We start from the raw sequence: 17,905 nt of genomic DNA, 5'->3' as shown, positions 1-17,905 counted from the left end.
CCCTATGTACTGAACATCATGCGGGCGGCGCTTGAACAAGGAGATTTCAATGCGCGGAATTAAAACATTATTGGTAGCTGGCCTTTTTGGTCTTTTTTCAACTGGCGTATCCATGGCGCAGGACATGAATCCGGAAGGCATTTGGCAACCGGCAAACAAAGAGTCGCGTTATAAGATTACTTATTGCGGCGACGACAACACCAAGCTTTGCGGTCTTGTGCACTGGATTCAACCAGAGCACCAAAATGCTGAGAACACATCGCTCTTGGGCACCTATTTGTTTTCCGAGCTTCCACGGCGTGGCGAGAATAAATGGCGCGGCAAGATCACGCTTAGGGGCCACACCATTCGCGGTAACGTGACACAGCTTTCGCCGGACAAGCTGAAAGTTGATGCCTGTATGCTGATTTGGTGCGAGGAAGTGACCCTCGATAAATTCTCAGACCTATAATTCGAGATTGGTGACCGGATCGATCGGGTGCTTTTGCTTCCGCTTCGCCTGAATGATCGGCACGGTTTCAACCAGCACGATGGCGATGAAAATCAAAACAGCGCCAAAATAACCCACCAAGCTTAGGCGTTCGCCCAACACCAGGGCGGCGCCAATGGCGGCAAACAAGCTCTCCCCAGATAGAATGATGGCGGCATTGGCCGCAGGCACATGTTGCTGGCCGATGGCCTGCAAGGTGAAGCCAACTGCTGTGGACAGTAAGCCCGCATAAACAATCTCTTTCCAACCCAATTGCAGCACTTCAAGGTTGACGGTTTCGAGCGCGAAGCCGCCGCCAAGGCTATAAAGACCGGCAAGGATAAACACGAATGCTGACACCGTAATTGGCCGTTTGGTCAGTGCAGCGGTATAGCCGAGCATCATGACGTGTACGGCCCAGAAAATCGCGCTGCTCATGACGAGGAAATCGCCGACGACAAAATTGTCTAGGCGGGCGCCGTTGAGCAAATAAAGGCCGAGGAGCGCCAAGGGCGCGCAAACCCAAACGATATAGTGCAGCTTTTGTCGGAAAAACAGGGTCAAGATAAACGGCACAAAGAAGACGTATAGCCCCGTCAGGAAACCTGCATTGGTGACAGTTGCAGTTAAAAGGCCCGCTTGTTGCAACCATGAGCCGAGGAAAAAGGCGGCACTCAGGATGAAGATGAGGCCCCATGCCCGTTTGGAGATCGGTTCGGCCTGGCGTTTATGTTCGAACCACGCCAAAGGCAGAATGACGATGCCGCCGAGCAAATAGCGCGACGCCAAAAAGGTGAGCGGCCCCATGGAATCCATTGCGGATTTTTGCGCGATGAATGCAAATCCCCACACCATGGTGGCAATAATCATGATAAAGGTCGCCATGGAGCGGGGCATAGGCATGTTCCGTTTTGCTTGGAAGGTTGTCAGAGCACCTGATCGAGGGCGCTGATCAATTGTTGAATTTCGGCTTCCTCTGTATAGTGAACAAACGAGGTGCGCAAGACGCCGTGATTTGGATCGACATCCATGCCTTCCATCAACCGATAAACATAGAAGTGGCCGCCTGCCGCCATGATTTTATGGTCAGCCAAATCGCGGGCCAATTCGAGGCCGGGCTTCTCACAAATTATAGAAATGGTTGGCACTCGCGCATCCAAATTATCGGTGCCGACAAGGCGCACTTTGTTGGACGATTTCAAATAATCTATCAGCGGGGTGAGCAGGGCGGTTTCCTGATCTCGCAAAGCGTTGAAGAGGTTGCGCTCCCCATTGTTTGGTGCCGCGATGTTCAGATCTTTTGCAATATCATCAAAATAGGCGGCGATGCCGGCACTGGCGGCGATTTGCGCGTGGTCTGGCCCCGCTGGCACAAGGCGTTTGCGCAAGATGCCATCATTGAAGAAGTGACCTTGGTTTGGCAGCGCTTTGGCCAATTCAGGATCGATGGCCATCAAGCCCTGGTGGGGACCGAAGGTTTTGTAGGTGGAAAACAGATAAATGTCTGCGCCCAAGGCCGTGAGGTCAGGCATGGAGTGTGGCGCATAGGCGACGCCATCAACAATGGTTTTCGCGCCGACTTTTTTCGCTGCCGCACAGATTTCGGCCACAGGATTGATCTCGCCAACAATGTTTGAGGCGTGTGGGAACGTGATCAGTTTGACTTTATCGTCCAACAGATTTTCAAACGCAGAAAATTCGAGGGATCCGGTGGCAGGATTGACCTGCCATTCACGCACTTCAAGGCCTTTTTCAGCTGCCATGCGGCGCACAGCGCCCGTATTGGCCTCATGATCCTGATTGGTGACGATGATCGCGTCGCCAGCGTTCAGCACCTGGCCAAAGGCGTGGGCCAGCGTGTAGGTGTTGGCGGTGGTGGAGGGGCCAAAGTGAATCCAATCCACATGCACATTGAGCAAGCGCGCCATAGAATCGTGCCCATCATCCATTTCCGCACCCGCTTCTTTAGATGCGGGATATTGGCCGTAGGGCTGCAATTTGTGCGCTGTGAAATAGTGATTGTAGCGATCAATCACTTGTTGGCACATATAGGCGCCCCCAGCATTTTCAAAAAAAGCCCAGCCTTTCAGGTCATTTTCGGCAAAAGCAGGAAAATGCTTGCGGAAAATTGATGGGTTTACAGGCAAATTCATGGAGTCCCCCTCATTTGGTTGTACCAAAGTGGTATCGGGCTGGCTCGGGCTTGGCAAGGCGGTAGGGCGTCAAAAAAATTGATGAGCCGTCCACAATATTTCATGCAAACGGCTCAATCAGATAACATTTGTGGCGTTGGGAGAGAGGTGCTGGCGGCCCGGGGCACAATTGGGCCACCAGCGACAGCGTCACATAATGTTTACGGGTTGGAACTATGCGTCGCTGTCATCCTCACGATCATCGTCGTCATTGTCGTTTGGACCGTGTTTGCCGCGCTCACCTTTTTCGCCGCGTTCGCCTTTGGGGCCTTTCTTCGCCATTTCAGCCTGTTGCTCGTCTGTGAGTGTGTCGTAGAAATCGGCAAAGGCCGGGGTGATTTGGCTCATGGCATCAAGCTGCAACTGCATCATGGCTTGCCGTTTTTCCATACGCTCCACCGGGGAGGTGACTTCACCCTCTTTTAGGGGTGCACATGCCTCAGCGGCTTCGGTTTGCGCTTCGGTTACGGCGGCTTTGAAGCTGTCAAAGGCGGCGGTTTGATCGGCGGTCAGTTGTAGTCTCTCCGCCATTTTATCCAGACGTTCATTGGCCCGTTCCGCACCTTGTGGCGCACAAACCATGCCGAGGAAACCGTGGCCGCCGCGAACCATGCGATGTTGGCCGCCTTTCTTGCCTTTGTGCTGCTGCTCAGCGCGTTGGCCTTCGCCATGATTATTGGCAGAAGCAGTCATTGGGGCGAGCGCTGACGCGGTAAGGGTGCCGACCAGTGCGGCGGTGATGGCAAGTGTTGATAGCTTTTTCATTTTGATCTTCCTTTCGATCCATAGAGTGCGTCTGATCGAGATTGAAGATAGTCAGGCTCAACTTGCCGGAAGTTTGCCACCACATGACAAATTGGTAAGTTTGGTAAGATGCTGGCTAAGACACTAAAAAACCAGCCCTTTTATCAAAGGGCTGGCCAAAACAAAAGCCGATTTGGAGGGGGGAGTTATTTGCTGGTCGGCTTTTTGCTTTTCCGCACACGCACCGGGGACGTGCGGCGCGTGGCGTTTGTCGTTGTCCGCCACAGTTCTACAATGATGGCCAGACAAATGACGAGAGCAGGGATAATAATGCCAAGGGCGACTTGGTCCGCAGGGTTATGTGTTGCCGCAAAGGCAGGGCTGGCAACTGCACCTGCTCCCAAGAAAAGGGCAAATCCAATAGTGAGGGGGGGTAGGATTTTTGATTGCTTCTTCATTTATTCGCTCCTTTGAACAGGACCGAATATGCAGACGAACTGAGGGAGAATTTTGGATGAAATAAGAAAAATTGCGGCAGAAATTTAGGCCAATTTGTGACTGCCATAAAGCTTAACAAAATATGCGTTGCCAAATAGCAACGAAATTGGTTCAATCCTGTTTAAACCCCCAATTCGCCTCTCAGGACGCCAGGGCGAAAAAGCTATATGCTGGCGTCACTTAAATGAATCAATTCCTTAAAAGGCCATCAAAAATGGAAAAAGTCTCCGCTGCTCTGCGTCGCATCAAGCCCTCTGCCTCTATGGCGATCTCTCAATTGGCATTGGAAAAGAAAGCGGCGGGTGACGACGTGATTGCCCTGAGCGCGGGCGAGCCCGATTTTGATACGCCGGAACCCATTCGCAATGCGGCCAAGCGGGCGATGGACGAGGGCAAAACACGCTATACGGCTGCGAGCGGCATTCCAGAATTGAAAGCGGCGATTGCCCGCAAATTTGCGCGGGATAATGGAATTAAAACTGACCCCGCAAATTGCTTCGTCGCCACAGGCGGCAAGCAGATCATCTATAATGCGATGATGGCGACCTTGGATGAAGGGGATGAGGCGATCATCCCCGCGCCTTACTGGGTGTCTTATCCTGAAATGGTGCGGTTGACCGGGGCGACGCCAATTATTCTGGCGGCGGATGCGGCCCAGGGGTTTAAAATTACGCCCGCACAATTGGATGACGCCATCACTGACAAAACGGTGTGGTTGCTGCTCAATAGCCCTTCAAACCCCACCGGGGCGGTTTATAGCGCGGATGAATTGAAGGCGTTGGCTGAGGTTTTGCGTAAATATCCGCATGTGATGGTGCTGATGGATGATATTTATGAGCATCTTGTTTATGGCGACGCGAAATTTGCGACCTTGGCAGAAGTGGCGCCTGATTTGCAGGACCGCATTGTGACCATGAATGGCGTATCGAAAGCCTATGGGATGACCGGATGGCGGATTGGCTATTGCACCGGCCCCAGCTGGCTGATGGCTGCGATGAATAAGCTGCAGGGACAATCCACCTCCAACCCATGTTCAATTGCGCAATGGGCGAGCGTGGAAGCGCTGGAAGGCGATCAGAGCTTTTTGGATAAGTGGCGTGACGCGTTTAGCAGCCGCCGCGACTTTGTAGTGGATCGCTTGAACAAAATTGAGGGCATGGACTGTTTGACGCCGGATGGGGCGTTTTATGTCTATCCATCCTGCGCAAGCTTTATCGGCAAAGCGCGCGCGGACGGCAAAGTCATCGAGAATGACGAGGATTTTGTGATGGGCTTGTTGGCGGAGCAAAATGTGGCCAGCGTGCATGGCGGCGCTTATGGCTTGTCACCCTATTTTCGGGTGTCCTATGCCTTGTCCTTGACCGAACTTGAGCGGGCTTGTGATCGGATTGAAGCCTATTGCGCGGGGCTGAAGTAGGCGTGCGCGAATTGATCGCGACATAAGGGACGGGACCAACCACACGGTCGCCCCGGACTTGATCCGGGGCTAACCTTTATTTGTGCTGTGCCTTTGGCCTATTGACGGGCCGCCTTGCGGGCATCGGCATTGGCGAGGGTGTCGAGGAAGACTTTGCGTACGGCGTCGCTGTCCGCTGAGGTGCACACGTGAACGCGGCGAACACCATCATTCACTTCCACCGTGTTGCCTACTTCATTGCCGTCAGGCACTGTGTTCAATGCAACATGTTTGGTGTTGAACAATTCAGGGTCTGTCAGCGCGATGATGGCGGCTGGGTCGTGCAAGGCGCAGCCTTGCAGGCCGACATTGTTCACGTAGAAATTGATGTAATATGTTGAAATCTGGCTCAAAAACTCGCCAATTTCTGGCGAGCTTTCGCTGACTTTGGCAAAGTCGTCCAATGTGCAAACGATTTGCTGGGTTACGTCCAGGCCAACTAAGGTGACGTCCCATTCCGCATCGAACACTTTTTGCGCGGCGTGGGGATCGTTCCACACATTGGCTTCTGCAAATTCGGTGACGTTGCCGGGGGCATCGACCGCGCCGCCCATGATCACCACGTTTTTCACGTTTTTGGCGATGGCGGGATCATGCTCAAGCGCAAGGGCCAAATTGGTCAATGGGCCAACGGCGCAAATGGTGATTTCGCCGGGCTGTTCGGCGGTCATTTCGCACAAGAACTGGGCGGCGCTGCGTGGGTCTTTTTTGCGCGATGGATTTGTGCGGGGATAATCGCCAAAGCCTTCAACACCATGCACGAAATCGGCGTGCGGGTTGGGTGTTTGCACCAAAGGAACTGGTGCACCTTCGGCAACAGGCGTGTCTGCGCCGACCATCTCGGCCAGATGCAGCGCATTGCGGGTGGCTGTGGTCACTGGCACATTGCCGAAAACCGTCGTCATGCCCAACAATTCAAGGCGCGAGTCGGCATATATATGATGGATGGCCATGGCATCATCGATGCCCGGATCTGTGTCCAAAATGATTTTATGTTGGCTCATGAATTGGTCTCCAAAAAGGTTTGAACTTCGTCATATGTGGGGATGGCGCTGGCCGCACCAAGGCGAGTGACCTGGATGGCGCTGGCGGCGCTGGCAATTTTGAGGGCGCGCTCTGGATCGGTGCCCTTATCGAACTCTGCGAGGAAATAGCCCAAAAAGGTGTCGCCCGCGCCGGTGGTGTCGATGGCGTCCACTTTAAAGCTGGTGCTGGTAAAGGTGCCCGAGGGCGTGCGCAGCTCTGCGCCTTTTTCGCCCTTGGTGACCAGCACATAATCGCATTCTAGCTGATCAATGGGCTTGCCGGAGGCTTGCGCCAATTGCTGGGCTTCAATTTCGTTGACCGCGATCAAATCCACATGCGGGATGATGCTGGCGGCGCGTTGCGCGTCAAAGGGGGCAGCGGCATAGGCGATCTTCATGCCGTTCTTTTGGGCGACTTTGAGGGCGTGGTCGATATTGTTGGTTTCGTTTTGAAACAGCAGCCAATCGCTCGCAGTGGCATCAGCCAGTGCGGCTTCAATCGCGTCATTGGTGAAGGTTTGGTTGGCGCCGCCATTGAGGACAATATTGTTCTCGCCGCTATCATCAACATAAATGATGGCATGGCCTGTGGGCGTGTCCGTGACCGCAACTTTGCCTGTGTCGACGCCTGCATTTTTTAAAATGTCGAGGACCCAGCCATCATCTGCGCCGATTTGGCCGAAATGCTTGATGTCGCCATTGGCGCGCGCAATGGCGATCGATTGGTTGGCGCCTTTGCCGCCCAATCCCTTCTCAAATGATGTCGCGGCCAATGTTTCGCCCGGCTGGGGAAAATGGGGCACGCGGTGGACATAGTCGATATTGATTGACCCAAAATTGATGATGCTCATATCCAACCTTACCTACTGGTCGACAATTTATTTGACCTTTTGATCAAAAAATAATCCCGTTGTCGAGCATGATCTTCCTCACGAGGAATTTATCTTTGATCATTTGCCCGTGAGTGCAAACCCGTTTTAACTGGCATAAGCACAAATGGGAGATCACTTCATGCATATTCGTAAATCGCCAAGCTGGCAACTGAGTGAAGCGGAGGCAACGCCCGAAACCGTCTTTCTCAACCGTCGCCAAATTATGGCTGGCGGATTGGCCGCTGGCGCTATTGCTGCCAGCAGTGGATTGAATATTTCGAAAGCCTTTGCCCAAGAGGGGCGTGCCGCGCTTGCGGCGGATCGGAATGAATCATTTGAACTGGATCGTGGCCTCACGCCTGAAGATGTGAACCTTAATTACAATAATTTTTATGAGTTCGGTTCGCACAAAGAAATCGCCAGCGCCGCGCAAGCACTGGATCCGCGGCCGTGGAAAATCACCATTGATGGGATGGTGGAAAAACCGATCAAAATGGATGTTGATGAGCTGATGGCGAAAATGACGCTGGAAGAGCGTCTTTACCGCCACCGTTGTGTAGAGGCATGGTCGATGACGGTGCCATGGATTGGATTTCCACTGCGCAAGCTTGTGGAGATGGCTGCCCCAACATCGGGCGCGAAATTTGTGCGCATGGAAACATTTAATGATCCTGATGTGGCGCGGGGAATCAAAACCCAGCCCTGGTATCCGTGGCCCTATGTGGAAGGGGTGACCATGGCCGAAGCCCAAAACGATCTGTCCTTTTTGGTTGTGGGCGCTTATGGCAAGGTGGTGGCCAACCAGATGGGGGCGCCGCTGCGCTTGGCGCTGCCATGGAAATATGGCTTTAAATCCATCAAATCTATTGTCAGGTTCACTTTCGCCGACGAGCGCCCTGTTAGCTTTTGGGAGCAATTGCAGGCGCGTGAATATGGCTTTTGGGCCAATGTGAACCCGGAAGTGCCGCATCCGCGCTGGAGCCAGGCCACAGAGCGTGTGTTGCATACGGGCGACCGCGTGCCCACCCAGCTGTTCAATGGCTATGCGGAGCAGGTGGCAGGTCTTTATGAAGGTATGGATGATTTGGGCGACGCGCTATATCGCTAGATTAGCCGAATTGGGAACGGTGAGGGCTTGCACATTGTGCAGGCCCTTTTTTATTGGCCCCAAAACCAAAAAAGGCCCCGCACAAAGCGAAGCCTTAATTGGTACAGCAAACAACGAGGGAGGAGGGACGTGTTTGCTGTTCTTTTGAGAGTTGAGTTCGCTGGGAGGAGGATGCGTTCTCAACTCTTATGTCCCTTATATGCGTCTGCACGGTCAGATTTACAAGCGTTCAAATTGCATATGGGGGATGCGCTTTTTGCATAGGTAAGCTCAAGGCGCAAAAAAAAAGGCCCCGTCATAAAGACGAGGCCTTGAATAGTTTTTGGCAAACATCGAGGGAGGAGGGACGTTGCTTGCCATCTTCAAAAAGAGCGTTGCGCTAGGGAGGAGAAACGCGCTCAACTCTTATGAAGGGGGATATGAGGTATCGGCGTTGATTTTACAAGGGGCAAATGCGCATGGGAGCCGTGCGCTTTTTGCATGGGTCGCGTTATGACCGTCTAAGGCGTTGAATTTGATCAGATATTGGGTCGAAAACTGGCGAGTTTGATGCCGAAACCAACAAAGACAACACCCGTGAGGCCTTTAAGCCAGCGTTGGAAGTTGCCCTGGCGCGCAAAACGGCTTAAGCGCGCGAACAATAAAACCATCGCGCCAAACCAAATTGCATTCATGGTGGAATGAATAAAGATCAACAAGAATGAACTGGCCGCGCTTGTTTCACCGACGGTGATAAATTGCGGAAACGCCGCAAGGTAAAACATAGACACTTTGGGGTTGAGCGCATTGGTGAACAGCCCTTCAAAATAGGCATTGCGCAATGTTCTTTTACGCTTTGCCGGGGTCACTTTTGCCGGTGCAGAGACACCCTTGGCAGCAGCGTAGAGCGCTTTGATGCCAATCCAGCACAAATAGGCTGCCCCCAGATATTTGACGAAGGTGAAGGCCGCCGCAGATTGAACCAATATGATGGAGATGCCCAAAACGGCCAAGGCACCATGCAAGTAAAATGCGGTGATGAAGCCTAAAACGTTGGCAAAGCCTGCGGCTTTACCTGAAGTCGGGACTGTTTTGGCAATAAGGACGCCATTTGGTCCTGGTGAGGCGACAAGCAACGCGGCCACAAAGGTGAACGTTAAAATTTCAGACCAGGCCATAACAACTCCATCTCGCTAAGTCGGCATAATATGCGCTGAGTGCGTGCGTCGGGCAAGAGCGGATCTTCGAAAATGGAGCTATGCGTTGGGGCAAAAAAAAGACCTCGCCGGGAGGAGGTGGCGAGGTCCTTTTAAATAGGTTGGGCAGACATCGAGGGAGGAGGGACGGTGTCTGCCGAAAACGATCTGACAACTGGGAGGAGGAGGACGTTGTCATCACGTTATGTCCCTTATATGGCCCATAGGGTTGGGTTTGCCAATGGGGTTTGGTGCATATGGGGTATGCGCAAAATGCATGGCTGCAAATTAGGTTTGCTGATCGGTGTCGATTTTGGCCAAAAAAAAGCCCCATCCGAAGATGGGGCTAAAGAATTCAAGAGGAAACCTCTTACAAGGAGGGAATAGCGAAAAAGTTGAGGGAGGAGGAACAACTTTGTGTTTCGCTTTTCTTGAGGCGGGTTATGAAGATGGAATTAACATTTGGCAAATGTTAATTGCGCATATCAGCCATGCGCCATATGCATATGTGCAATTTCGACTGATTTAGAAGGACCAGTCGCGGGCCTTTGAGACCAAAAAGTCACGGAAAACGCCGACGCGCTTGGAAGCTTTTAGCGCTGGTGGATAAACAAAATATGTTTCAAATTCAGGGGTTTCCACGTCATCAAGCACTTGCACAAGGCTTGGTTCGCCCTCGGTGATATAGTCGGGCAGCATGGCGATGCCAATGCCTTCGCGCGCGGCTTGCATCATGCCATAAATCGCGTTGACGCGCAGAATGGGCTGGCGCGGATTGTTCTCTGGGCGGCCCAATCGCTCCAAATAATTCACGTCACCCAAATATTCGGGACTGGGATTCCCAAAAGTGATGATGCGGTGATTGTCTAAATCCTCGACGCATTTCGGAATGCCAAATTTCTCCAAATAGGAGGTTGAGGCATAGAGGTGGAAATGCACAGTGAACAGCTTGCGCTGAATCAGCTCTGATTGGTTGGGGCGGTGCAACCGAATGGCGACATCCGCCTCACGCATAGCGAGGTCGAGCTCAGAATCATTGAGTTTGATTTCCATTTGGATGGTTGGATAACGATCCAAAAACTCATCAATGCGCGAGGTGAGCCATGTGGAGCCAAAACCAACTGTCGTGGTGACCAAAAGTGGCCCGGACGGCATGTCTTGGCTTTCGGTCATTTGCGCTTCTACGGACTGCAATTCCCAAGCCATGCGGTGGGCGGTGCGGAACAATTGCTCGCCCACCTCTGTCATCACCAGCCCGCGGGCGTGGCGGATGAACAGTTTGAGACCAAGGCTATCCTCCAACGAGGAGATTTGACGGGAAACCGCAGACTGGCTCATGCCCAAACGCTCCCCCGCATGGGTGAAGCTGCCGGCTTCGGCGACGACATGAAAAACCCGCAGGCGGTCCCAATCAATGGCCATTATTCAGCAGCCTCGGCGACTTCTTGCTCGGCCAAGAATTTCTCAGCTTCCAAAGCAGCCATGCAGCCCATACCAGCAGCGGTGACGGCCTGACGGTAAATATCGTCGGTCACGTCGCCTGCGGCGTAAACGCCGGGGATGTTGGTGGCGGTGCTGTCTGGTGCGGTGACCAGATAGCCGCCATGCTTCATTTCCAACTTGCCTTCAAACAAGCTGGTGGCTGGGGCGTGGCCAATGGCAATAAACACGCCGTCCACGTCCATTTCGGTGACTTCGCCTGTGTTGCGGTTTTTGACTTTCGCGCCCGTCACTGTGCGCGGAATGCCCTCAGTGCCGAGAACTTCTTCCAACTCACTGTCCCACAGCACTTCGATCTTTTCGTTTTTGAACAGGCGTTGCTGCAAAATCTTTTCGGCGCGGAACGAGTCACGGCGGTGAATGACAGTCACCTTTGAGGCAAAATTGGTGAGGAACAGGGCTTCTTCAACAGCCGTGTTGCCGCCGCCAACCACAATCACATGCTTGTCGCGATAGAAAAAGCCGTCACAAGTGGCGCAAGCAGAGACGCCAAAGCCTTGGAAAGCCTGTTCTGACGGGATGCCCAGCCATTTGGCTTGTGCGCCAGTGGCGATGATCAGGCTGTCGCAAGTGTAGATGGTGCCGCTATCGCCGGTGAGGGTGAAGGGGCGTTTGTCCAAATCCACATTGATAATTGTATCGGTGATGTTTTTGGTGCCCATCGCTTCGGCTTGTGCTTTCATTTGCTCCATCAGCCAAGGGCCTTGGATCATTTCAGCGAAACCGGGATAGTTTTCCACTTCCGTGGTGATGGTGAGCTGGCCACCGGGCTGGATGCCCTGAATGACAACAGGTTCAAGCATGGCGCGTGCGGCGTAAATTGCGGCAGAATAGCCTGCGGGGCCGGAGCCAATAATCATGACAGGAGCGTGCATAAGCGCAACCTTCTTTTTAAGCATTGATGTTGTGTATAGTTTAGGTATCGCCACGCCCGGTTGCAAGCAGCGGCGATGCGGCGTGCACAAAAAGAGAAAAGAAAACCCCGGCTTTCGTGAAAGCCGGGGCAATTTGTCTCACAATGCCGATGGCATTAGATATATTTAATTTCCAAGATTTCGTATGAATGAGCACCGCCAGGGGCCGTGACTTCAACGCTGTCGCCAACTTCTTTGCCAATCAATGCACGTGAAATGGGGGACGAAATGGAAATTCGACCTGCGCTGGCGTCGGCTTCAGGGTCGCCAACGATCTGGTAGGTTTTTTCCAATTCTGTATCTTCGTCAATCAGCAAAACAGTGGCGCCAAACTTAACGGTGTCGCCGCTCAATTTTGACACATCAATGACATCCGCAAGTGTCAGGATGCTCTCAAGCTCCTGAATGCGGCCTTCATTGAGGCTTTGTTGTTCCTTTGCCGCATGATACTCGGCGTTTTCTGACAGGTCGCCATGGGCGCGCGCTTCAGAAATATCTTGGATGATGCGCGGGCGTTCAACTGACAAGCGATTGTTCAGTTCTTCGCGCAAGGCCTGGTGACCGGAAACGGTCATAGGGATTTTGTCCATAAAGCTCACATCCTTTTAGTTGCGCTTACACAAATCTTGTTCTGGCCGGGCAAGCCCGACCAAATTGGTCTGTTGCAAACGGTCGCTAAACGAAAAATCGGCCCCGCATTGTGGAGCCGCAATACTTGTTAAATTTAAAACCGCGACTGGCCGAATGACAAGTCGCGATTAAATGTGGTGTGACCACCATAATCTGTCAATGGTGGCATAAATCTGGCAAAACGCCAAATTTAGTCAGCTGCAACCAGCTCGCCAGCAGATGATTTGCCAGAACGTTGGTCTTGCAGAATCTCGTATGACAATTTTTGACCTTCGTCCAACTGAGCCATGCCAGCTTTTTGAACAGCAGAGATGTGTACAAACACGTCGTTGCCGCCATCATCTGGTTGAATAAAGCCATAACCCTTTTGGGTGTTGAACCATTTAACTGTACCTTGAGGCATAATGTATTCCTTTCGCGAATTTAGTGCCAGTTTCCCCAATGCATCGATTGCACTGAGGCTGTAATCGATGTTGGTAGAAACGGTTTCGTTCGCGGAGGTAGCTCCGGCCAGGTCGTTCGGCCAATAGTCGATTTTTTAAGGGTAAGATTTATTTGTGACATTTTCAAGTCAAAACAGAATGGAAATGCGAATAAAATTCACATGCTTTCAGCAACAATTCGTTTATTAAGTAACGGTGATGATTGTTTTTTGCTTCTGATAATATCGCCCAAAGTTTTATCGCTCAGCACATCAAAGAAAGCGGTGCGGGCCGAAGTAAACAGGGCAGTCAATTCGCAATATCCGGCAAATTCGCATGCACATTTTTTTCTATCGAGGCATTCCACGAGAGCAAAATTGGGCTCAGAAATGCGAATGAGCTCGGTGATTGTTTTGTCTGGTGCGACTTCACTTAAGCTGATGCCGCCGGATTTGCCGCGTGAAGTGTGCAAAATGTCGTGCTTGGCGAGGTGATGCACAATCTTTGTGAGATGGTTTCTCTTGAGCTTCAATATGTTGGCAACCTGAGAAATGGTCATTTTGTTGGGGGCCACCATGCCCAAGAGCATCAGAAGGCGAAGGCTATAATCTGTTTGCGACGTTAGATGCACAAATTGTCTCACTCATTCGAATTGGCCAAATTTGAGGTTGCGTTCTCGGCCTGTTTTTGTAAAGATGCATTTAATATACATGTTTTGGAAAGTGTTTCAAATGAGTTTTGCGCAGGTCCATCGAGAGAATTATCGTCGCCAGGCCAAGTCCTATGGAATCGACGCGGAATTTGTGTCTCAGATGGTCGATGGCTTTTACACCAAGGTGCGCAATGACGCGGAGTTGGGGCCCATCTTTGATGCGGTGATTCAGGATCAATGGGAGCCGCACTTGGTCAAGATGAAGCAGTTTTGGCGCGCGATTGCCCTGAAAACAGGGGAATATGAAGGCCGCCCCATGCCTGCGCACTTAAAGCTGAAAAATGTGACCAAAACGCATTTCGCCCGTTGGTTGCAGCTTTTTGACGAAAATTTGGATGAGGTTGCCCCCACCCCAGAGGCGAAGGCTTTCTTTCAGGACCGCGCCCGCAATATTGCGCGCAGCCTTATGATGGGCATGTTTTACGATCCAGACGAAGAATTGGGAATATCGTCATGATGTATGTTGTTTACGCCTTCATGGGATTGACCGTTTTGATGATGAGCGTTTTCGTCATCGTCGTGTTTTCTGAACGGAAACACTTTAACGAGCCGCAGATCGCGCTGAGCCGAGATCCGGTGGGGCGGCAGTTTATTCTGGCCGCCAAGACGGGTTTTTGGTTTTGGAAATCTGTGCTCGTGGTGGTGACATTGCTCTACATATTAGGAGTGATCGGATGATGCATTCTCCTTTTCACCGATTTCTCCTGATGGCCCCCTGGCTTTTGCTTTGGGGATTTGCACCCATGCCTCTTTATATTTGGGCATGGTTTGCACTGACTTGATAGGCGCCCTTTAAGATCTCACGCCGTTGGTCTTGTGCATGCAATGTGGGCAGCCTATTGGTCGGGCTGCCCACTTTTTTTGCTTTATGCGGCAAAATAGTCTTGAACCGATGTTACCTTCACATTGTCAGTAGAGTAGGCAACAATGCCTTCAACAGCCGCAATCGCGCCGGCGATTGTGGTGTAGTAAGGGATTTTATTCAGCAATGCGGTGCGCCGCAAATCGCGGCTGTCGCGCAGGGCTTGTGCCCCTTCGGTGGTGTTGATCACCAGCTGCACTTCACCGTTTTTCATGGCGTCGACAATGTGTGGTCGACCCTCAAGCACTTTATTGACCTTTTCGCACTCAATGCCATTTTCAGACAGGAAGCGACGAGTACCGCTGGTGGCGATCACCTTAAAGCCGGTTTCCTGCAGCTTTTGGATAGACGCAAGGATTGCCGCTTTATCCTGATCACGCACGGACACGAACACTGTGCCGGACTTTGGCACCTTGGTGCCGCCGCCCAACTGGCTTTTCGCGAACGCGATGGCGTAATCATTATCCAAGCCAATCACTTCGCCTGTAGAGCGCATTTCTGGCCCCAAAACTGTATCGACGCCGGGGAATCGCGCGAACGGGAAGACCGCTTCTTTTACGGCAATGTGCTTCAGCTTACGCTCTTTCAGATTAAAGCTGGCCAGGCTTTCGCCCGCCATGATCCGCGACGCGATTGCGGCGACCGGATAGCCAATCACTTTGGCAACGAATGGCACCGTACGCGAAGCGCGTGGGTTCACTTCGAGGACATAGAGCTGGCCATCTTTGAGGGCGTATTGCACATTCATCAAACCGCCCACACCAAGCGCAAGTGCGAGATCTGTGGTCTGGCGTTTGATTTCGGCAATAGTTTTCTCATCCAGCGAGCGTGGCGGCAGGGTACATGCACTGTCACCAGAGTGGACGCCTGCTTCTTCAATGTGCTCCATGATGCCAGCAACAAACACGTCTTTGCCGTCGCACAGGGCATCCACATCAATCTCGATGGCGCCGCCAAGATAGCTATCGAACAGCAACGGGCCTTCGGCCAGCACAGAGTTGATCTGGCCAGTTTTGTCGTTGGGGTATTTTTGGCGAATATGCGGGGGCACCAACTCGGTGAGGGTGCCTTGCACATAATCTTCGAACTCATCCGAATTGTGCGCGATGACCATGGCGCGGCCACCCAACACGTTGGATGGGCGGATAACCAGCGGATAAGAAATGTTTTCCGCCACGATCCGCGCTTGCTCCAGCGAGTGGGCAATGCCGTTTGACGGCTGGGTCAAGTCGAGGTCGTTCAATAGCTTTTTGAACTGGTCCCGATCTTCGGCCAAATCAATCATTTCAGGCTGAGTGCCGAGGATTGGGAAGCCTGCGCGCTTAATGTCGTTGGCAAGGCCAAGCGGTGTTTGACCACCGAACTGCACGATCACACCAGCTAAAGTGCCTTTGGACTGTTCGGTGCGCAGAATTTCCAACACATCTTCTTTGGTGAGCGGCTCGAAATAGAGGCGATCTGAAGTGTCATAGTCGGTGGACACTGTTTCGGGGTTACAGTTGACCATGATGGTTTCATAGCCTGCTTCTGCGCAAGCGAAGGAGGCGTGACAGCAGCAATAGTCAAACTCGATGCCTTGGCCAATCCGGTTTGGACCGCCGCCCAAAATGACGATTTTCTTGCGATCACTCGGATGGGCTTCGTTGACCAATTCGCCCGCGAATGGCACTTCATATGTGGAGTACATATAGGCTGTCGGTGAGGCGAATTCTGCCGCGCAGGTGTCGATGCGTTTGTAAACCGGATGCACGTCAAGCTCATCACGGATGACCTTGATTTCGCGTGGCTTTTTGCCGGACAGATCCGCCAAGCGCGCATCAGAAAAGCCCATGCTTTTCAGCTTGCGCATTTGCTGGGCGTTGTCGGGCAGGCCATGCTCAAGCACTTTGGCTTCCATTTCGACAATGCCGCGGATTTGCTCCAAGACCCATGGGTCGATGGCGCAGGCGCGGAAGATAAACTCATCGTCAAAACCAAGCCGCATGGCTTGTGCCACCACCAAAATCCGGTCTGGTGTTGGTGTGCCAAGTGCCGCGCGCACGGCATTTTTGTCGTCGCCAGCGCCAAGGCCCTTAATGTCGATTTCGTTAAAGCCAGACAAGCCTGTTTCCAAAGAGCGCAAGGCTTTTTGGAAGCTCTCCTGGAAGGTCCGGCCAATGGCCATCGCTTCGCCCACAGACTTCATGGCTGTGGTCAGTCGAGGGTCAGAGCCCGGGAATTTCTCAAAGGCAAAGCGTGGAATTTTGGTGACCACATAGTCGATGCTTGGTTCGAAGCTGGCCGGGGTTGCGCCGCCGGTGATGTCGTTTTCAAGCTCGTCCAAGGTGTAGCCCACGGCCAAGCGCGCAGCAACTTTGGCGATTGGGAAGCCGGTGGCTTTCGAAGCCAGCGCAGATGAACGCGACACGCGGGGGTTCATTTCAATCACGATCAAACGGCCATCGGCAGGGTTCACGGCGAACTGTACGTTCGAGCCGCCTGTTTCCACACCGATTTCGCGCAGAACGGCCAAAGAGGCGTCGCGCATGATCTGATATTCTTTATCCGTCAAGGTAAGCGCAGGCGCCACGGTGATGCTGTCGCCCGTGTGCACGCCCATTGGGTCGATGTTTTCGATGGAGCAGATGATGATGCAATTGTCCTTTTTATCGCGGACAACTTCCATCTCATATTCTTTCCAGCCGATGATGCTTTCTTCAACCAACACCTCGTTGGTCGGGGATGCATCAATGCCTGCTTCCACGATCGAGAGATATTCCTCGCGGTTGTAGGCCACGCCACCGCCAGTGCCGCCCATGGTGAAGGATGGGCGAATGATGGCTGGCAAGCCAACAAATTCGAGTGCTTCCATCGCTTCCGTGATGTTGTGGGCCAACATGGATTTAGCGGTTTCAAGATTGATCTTGTCCATCGCGGCGCGGAACAATTCACGGTCTTCCGCTTTATCAATCGCTTCGGCTGTCGCGCCGATCATTTCCACATTATATTTTTCCAACACGCCCATTTTGCGCAGGGAAAGGGCACAGTTCAGCGCGGTTTGGCCGCCCATGGTGGGGAGAATCGCATCGGGGCGTTCTTTTTCAATGATCTTGGCCACCACTTCCGGGGTGATGGGCTCCATATAGGTCGCATCCGCCATGTCCGGGTCGGTCATGATGGTGGCCGGGTTGGAGTTGACCAAAATTATTCGGTATCCCTCCGCCTTCAGGGCTTTACAGGCTTGGGTGCCTGAATAGTCAAATTCGCAGGCCTGACCAATAATAATGGGTCCGGCACCGACAATTAGAATGGAGGAGATATCTTCACGTTTTGGCATAGCATCACTC

18 protein-coding genes are annotated in these 17,905 nt (G+C 52.5%); 5 read left to right on the top strand and 13 right to left on the bottom strand.

What is annotated here, in order from left to right; translation table 11 throughout:
• The first annotated feature begins 49 nt into the window (after window positions 1–49).
• The gene (locus G549_RS0107745; protein ID WP_027834552.1) at window positions 50–451 is read left to right on the top strand and encodes a DUF2147 domain-containing protein; all 402 of its coding nucleotides are present in this window, start codon (window positions 50–52) and stop codon (window positions 449–451) included.
• Here G549_RS0107745 and G549_RS19475 read toward each other — a convergent pair.
• The 4 genes from G549_RS19475 to G549_RS0107725 all read right to left on the bottom strand — a co-directional run bounded on the left by G549_RS19475 (window position 446) and on the right by G549_RS0107725 (window position 3,863).
• Entirely contained in the window at window positions 446–1,354 is a 909-nt protein-coding gene (locus G549_RS19475; protein WP_051213538.1) for a DMT family transporter, read from the bottom strand. The two genes, G549_RS0107745 and G549_RS19475, sit on opposite strands and share 6 nt — an antisense overlap.
• 41 nt (window positions 1,355–1,395) lie before the next feature.
• Entirely contained in the window at window positions 1,396–2,622 is a 1,227-nt protein-coding gene (locus tag G549_RS0107735; RefSeq protein ID WP_051213537.1) for an aminotransferase class V-fold PLP-dependent enzyme, read from the bottom strand.
• 213 nt (window positions 2,623–2,835) lie between these two features.
• Complete coding sequence (locus G549_RS0107730; protein ID WP_027834550.1) at window positions 2,836–3,426, bottom strand: Spy/CpxP family protein refolding chaperone; 591 nt, start codon at window positions 3,424–3,426, stop codon at window positions 2,836–2,838.
• A 185-nt stretch (window positions 3,427–3,611) separates the two neighbouring features.
• Entirely contained in the window at window positions 3,612–3,863 is a 252-nt protein-coding gene (locus G549_RS0107725; RefSeq protein ID WP_027834549.1) for a hypothetical protein, read from the bottom strand.
• Between the two features lie 254 nt (window positions 3,864–4,117).
• Between G549_RS0107725 and G549_RS0107720 the strand changes: the two genes are divergently transcribed.
• Window positions 4,118–5,320 carry a pyridoxal phosphate-dependent aminotransferase gene (locus G549_RS0107720; protein ID WP_027834548.1) on the top strand — a complete coding sequence of 401 codons (1,203 nt, stop codon included), beginning with the start codon at window positions 4,118–4,120 and terminating at the stop codon, window positions 5,318–5,320.
• Window positions 5,321–5,418: 98 nt separating this feature from the next.
• Here G549_RS0107720 and G549_RS0107715 read toward each other — a convergent pair whose 3' ends face one another.
• Complete coding sequence (locus G549_RS0107715) at window positions 5,419–6,363, bottom strand: nucleoside hydrolase (RefSeq protein ID WP_027834547.1); 945 nt, start codon at window positions 6,361–6,363, stop codon at window positions 5,419–5,421.
• Complete coding sequence (locus G549_RS0107710; RefSeq protein WP_027834546.1) at window positions 6,360–7,235, bottom strand: ribokinase; 876 nt, start codon at window positions 7,233–7,235, stop codon at window positions 6,360–6,362. The genes G549_RS0107715 and G549_RS0107710 overlap by 4 nt, the downstream gene beginning before the upstream one ends.
• A 160-nt stretch (window positions 7,236–7,395) precedes the next feature.
• On the opposite strand from G549_RS0107710, the gene msrP reads away from it, so the two are divergent.
• Window positions 7,396–8,364: a protein-methionine-sulfoxide reductase catalytic subunit MsrP gene (gene msrP, locus G549_RS0107700; protein ID WP_027834545.1), complete on the top strand. Its 969-nt coding sequence runs from the start codon at window positions 7,396–7,398 to the stop codon at window positions 8,362–8,364.
• A 518-nt stretch (window positions 8,365–8,882) separates the two neighbouring features.
• Here msrP and G549_RS0107695 read toward each other — a convergent pair.
• From G549_RS0107695 to G549_RS0107665, 6 genes are all read right to left on the bottom strand, one after another.
• The gene (locus tag G549_RS0107695; RefSeq protein WP_027834544.1) at window positions 8,883–9,521 is read right to left on the bottom strand and encodes a LysE family translocator; all 639 of its coding nucleotides are present in this window, start codon (window positions 9,519–9,521) and stop codon (window positions 8,883–8,885) included.
• A 543-nt stretch (window positions 9,522–10,064) separates the two neighbouring features.
• Entirely contained in the window at window positions 10,065–10,961 is an 897-nt protein-coding gene (locus G549_RS0107685) for a LysR family transcriptional regulator (RefSeq protein ID WP_027834542.1), read from the bottom strand.
• On the bottom strand, window positions 10,961–11,914 hold the full coding sequence (trxB, locus tag G549_RS0107680; protein ID WP_027834541.1) for a thioredoxin-disulfide reductase: 954 nt from the start codon (window positions 11,912–11,914) through the stop codon (window positions 10,961–10,963). The genes G549_RS0107685 and trxB overlap by 1 nt, the downstream gene beginning before the upstream one ends.
• Before the next feature lie 155 nt (window positions 11,915–12,069).
• Window positions 12,070–12,543, bottom strand: coding sequence for a transcription elongation factor GreA (gene greA, locus G549_RS0107675; RefSeq protein ID WP_027834540.1), 474 nt, complete (start codon window positions 12,541–12,543; stop codon window positions 12,070–12,072).
• 230 nt (window positions 12,544–12,773) lie between these two features.
• Complete coding sequence (locus G549_RS0107670) at window positions 12,774–12,986, bottom strand: cold-shock protein (RefSeq protein WP_027834539.1); 213 nt, start codon at window positions 12,984–12,986, stop codon at window positions 12,774–12,776.
• A 197-nt stretch (window positions 12,987–13,183) separates the two neighbouring features.
• Window positions 13,184–13,636, bottom strand: a complete 453-nt coding sequence (locus G549_RS0107665; protein WP_027834538.1) for an RrF2 family transcriptional regulator — start codon at window positions 13,634–13,636, stop codon at window positions 13,184–13,186.
• A 100-nt stretch (window positions 13,637–13,736) separates the two neighbouring features.
• Between G549_RS0107665 and G549_RS0107660 the strand changes: the two genes are divergently transcribed.
• Both G549_RS0107660 and G549_RS0107655 read left to right on the top strand, forming a co-directional pair.
• Window positions 13,737–14,174 (top strand): group III truncated hemoglobin, encoded by a 438-nt coding sequence (locus G549_RS0107660; protein ID WP_036222088.1) that lies wholly within the window; start codon window positions 13,737–13,739, stop codon window positions 14,172–14,174.
• Window positions 14,171–14,395: a hypothetical protein gene (locus tag G549_RS0107655; protein WP_027834536.1), complete on the top strand. Its 225-nt coding sequence runs from the start codon at window positions 14,171–14,173 to the stop codon at window positions 14,393–14,395. Before G549_RS0107660 ends, G549_RS0107655 begins: the two co-directional genes overlap by 4 nt.
• Before the next feature lie 188 nt (window positions 14,396–14,583).
• Here the strand turns inward: G549_RS0107655 and carB are convergent, their stop codons facing one another.
• Window positions 14,584–17,895 (bottom strand): carbamoyl-phosphate synthase large subunit, encoded by a 3,312-nt coding sequence (gene carB / locus G549_RS0107650; RefSeq protein ID WP_027834535.1) that lies wholly within the window; start codon window positions 17,893–17,895, stop codon window positions 14,584–14,586.
• Window positions 17,896–17,905 lie beyond the last annotated feature (10 nt).

The sequence above is a fragment of the Maritalea myrionectae DSM 19524 genome, from assembly GCF_000423365.1.
GTDB lineage: Bacteria > Pseudomonadota > Alphaproteobacteria > Rhizobiales > Devosiaceae > Maritalea > Maritalea myrionectae.
This window is presented reverse-complemented; position numbering and strand designations above follow the sequence as displayed.

Coding starts and splice junctions, on each gene's coding strand:
- G549_RS0107745 (WP_027834552.1), top strand. CDS start 50: ATGCGCGGAATTAAAACATTATTGGTAGCTGGCCTTTTTGGTCTTTTT.
- G549_RS19475 (WP_051213538.1), bottom strand. CDS start 1,354: ATGGCGACCTTTATCATGATTATTGCCACCATGGTGTGGGGATTTGCA.
- G549_RS0107735 (WP_051213537.1), bottom strand. CDS start 2,622: ATGAATTTGCCTGTAAACCCATCAATTTTCCGCAAGCATTTTCCTGCT.
- G549_RS0107730 (WP_027834550.1), bottom strand. CDS start 3,426: ATGAAAAAGCTATCAACACTTGCCATCACCGCCGCACTGGTCGGCACC.
- G549_RS0107725 (WP_027834549.1), bottom strand. CDS start 3,863: ATGAAGAAGCAATCAAAAATCCTACCCCCCCTCACTATTGGATTTGCC.
- G549_RS0107720 (WP_027834548.1), top strand. CDS start 4,118: ATGGAAAAAGTCTCCGCTGCTCTGCGTCGCATCAAGCCCTCTGCCTCT.
- G549_RS0107715 (WP_027834547.1), bottom strand. CDS start 6,363: ATGAGCCAACATAAAATCATTTTGGACACAGATCCGGGCATCGATGAT.
- G549_RS0107710 (WP_027834546.1), bottom strand. CDS start 7,235: ATGAGCATCATCAATTTTGGGTCAATCAATATCGACTATGTCCACCGC.
- msrP (WP_027834545.1), top strand. CDS start 7,396: ATGCATATTCGTAAATCGCCAAGCTGGCAACTGAGTGAAGCGGAGGCA.
- G549_RS0107695 (WP_027834544.1), bottom strand. CDS start 9,521: ATGGCCTGGTCTGAAATTTTAACGTTCACCTTTGTGGCCGCGTTGCTT.
- G549_RS0107685 (WP_027834542.1), bottom strand. CDS start 10,961: ATGGCCATTGATTGGGACCGCCTGCGGGTTTTTCATGTCGTCGCCGAA.
- trxB (WP_027834541.1), bottom strand. CDS start 11,914: ATGCACGCTCCTGTCATGATTATTGGCTCCGGCCCCGCAGGCTATTCT.
- greA (WP_027834540.1), bottom strand. CDS start 12,543: ATGGACAAAATCCCTATGACCGTTTCCGGTCACCAGGCCTTGCGCGAA.
- G549_RS0107670 (WP_027834539.1), bottom strand. CDS start 12,986: ATGCCTCAAGGTACAGTTAAATGGTTCAACACCCAAAAGGGTTATGGC.
- G549_RS0107660 (WP_036222088.1), top strand. CDS start 13,737: ATGAGTTTTGCGCAGGTCCATCGAGAGAATTATCGTCGCCAGGCCAAG.
- G549_RS0107655 (WP_027834536.1), top strand. CDS start 14,171: ATGATGTATGTTGTTTACGCCTTCATGGGATTGACCGTTTTGATGATG.
- carB (WP_027834535.1), bottom strand. CDS start 17,895: ATGCCAAAACGTGAAGATATCTCCTCCATTCTAATTGTCGGTGCCGGA.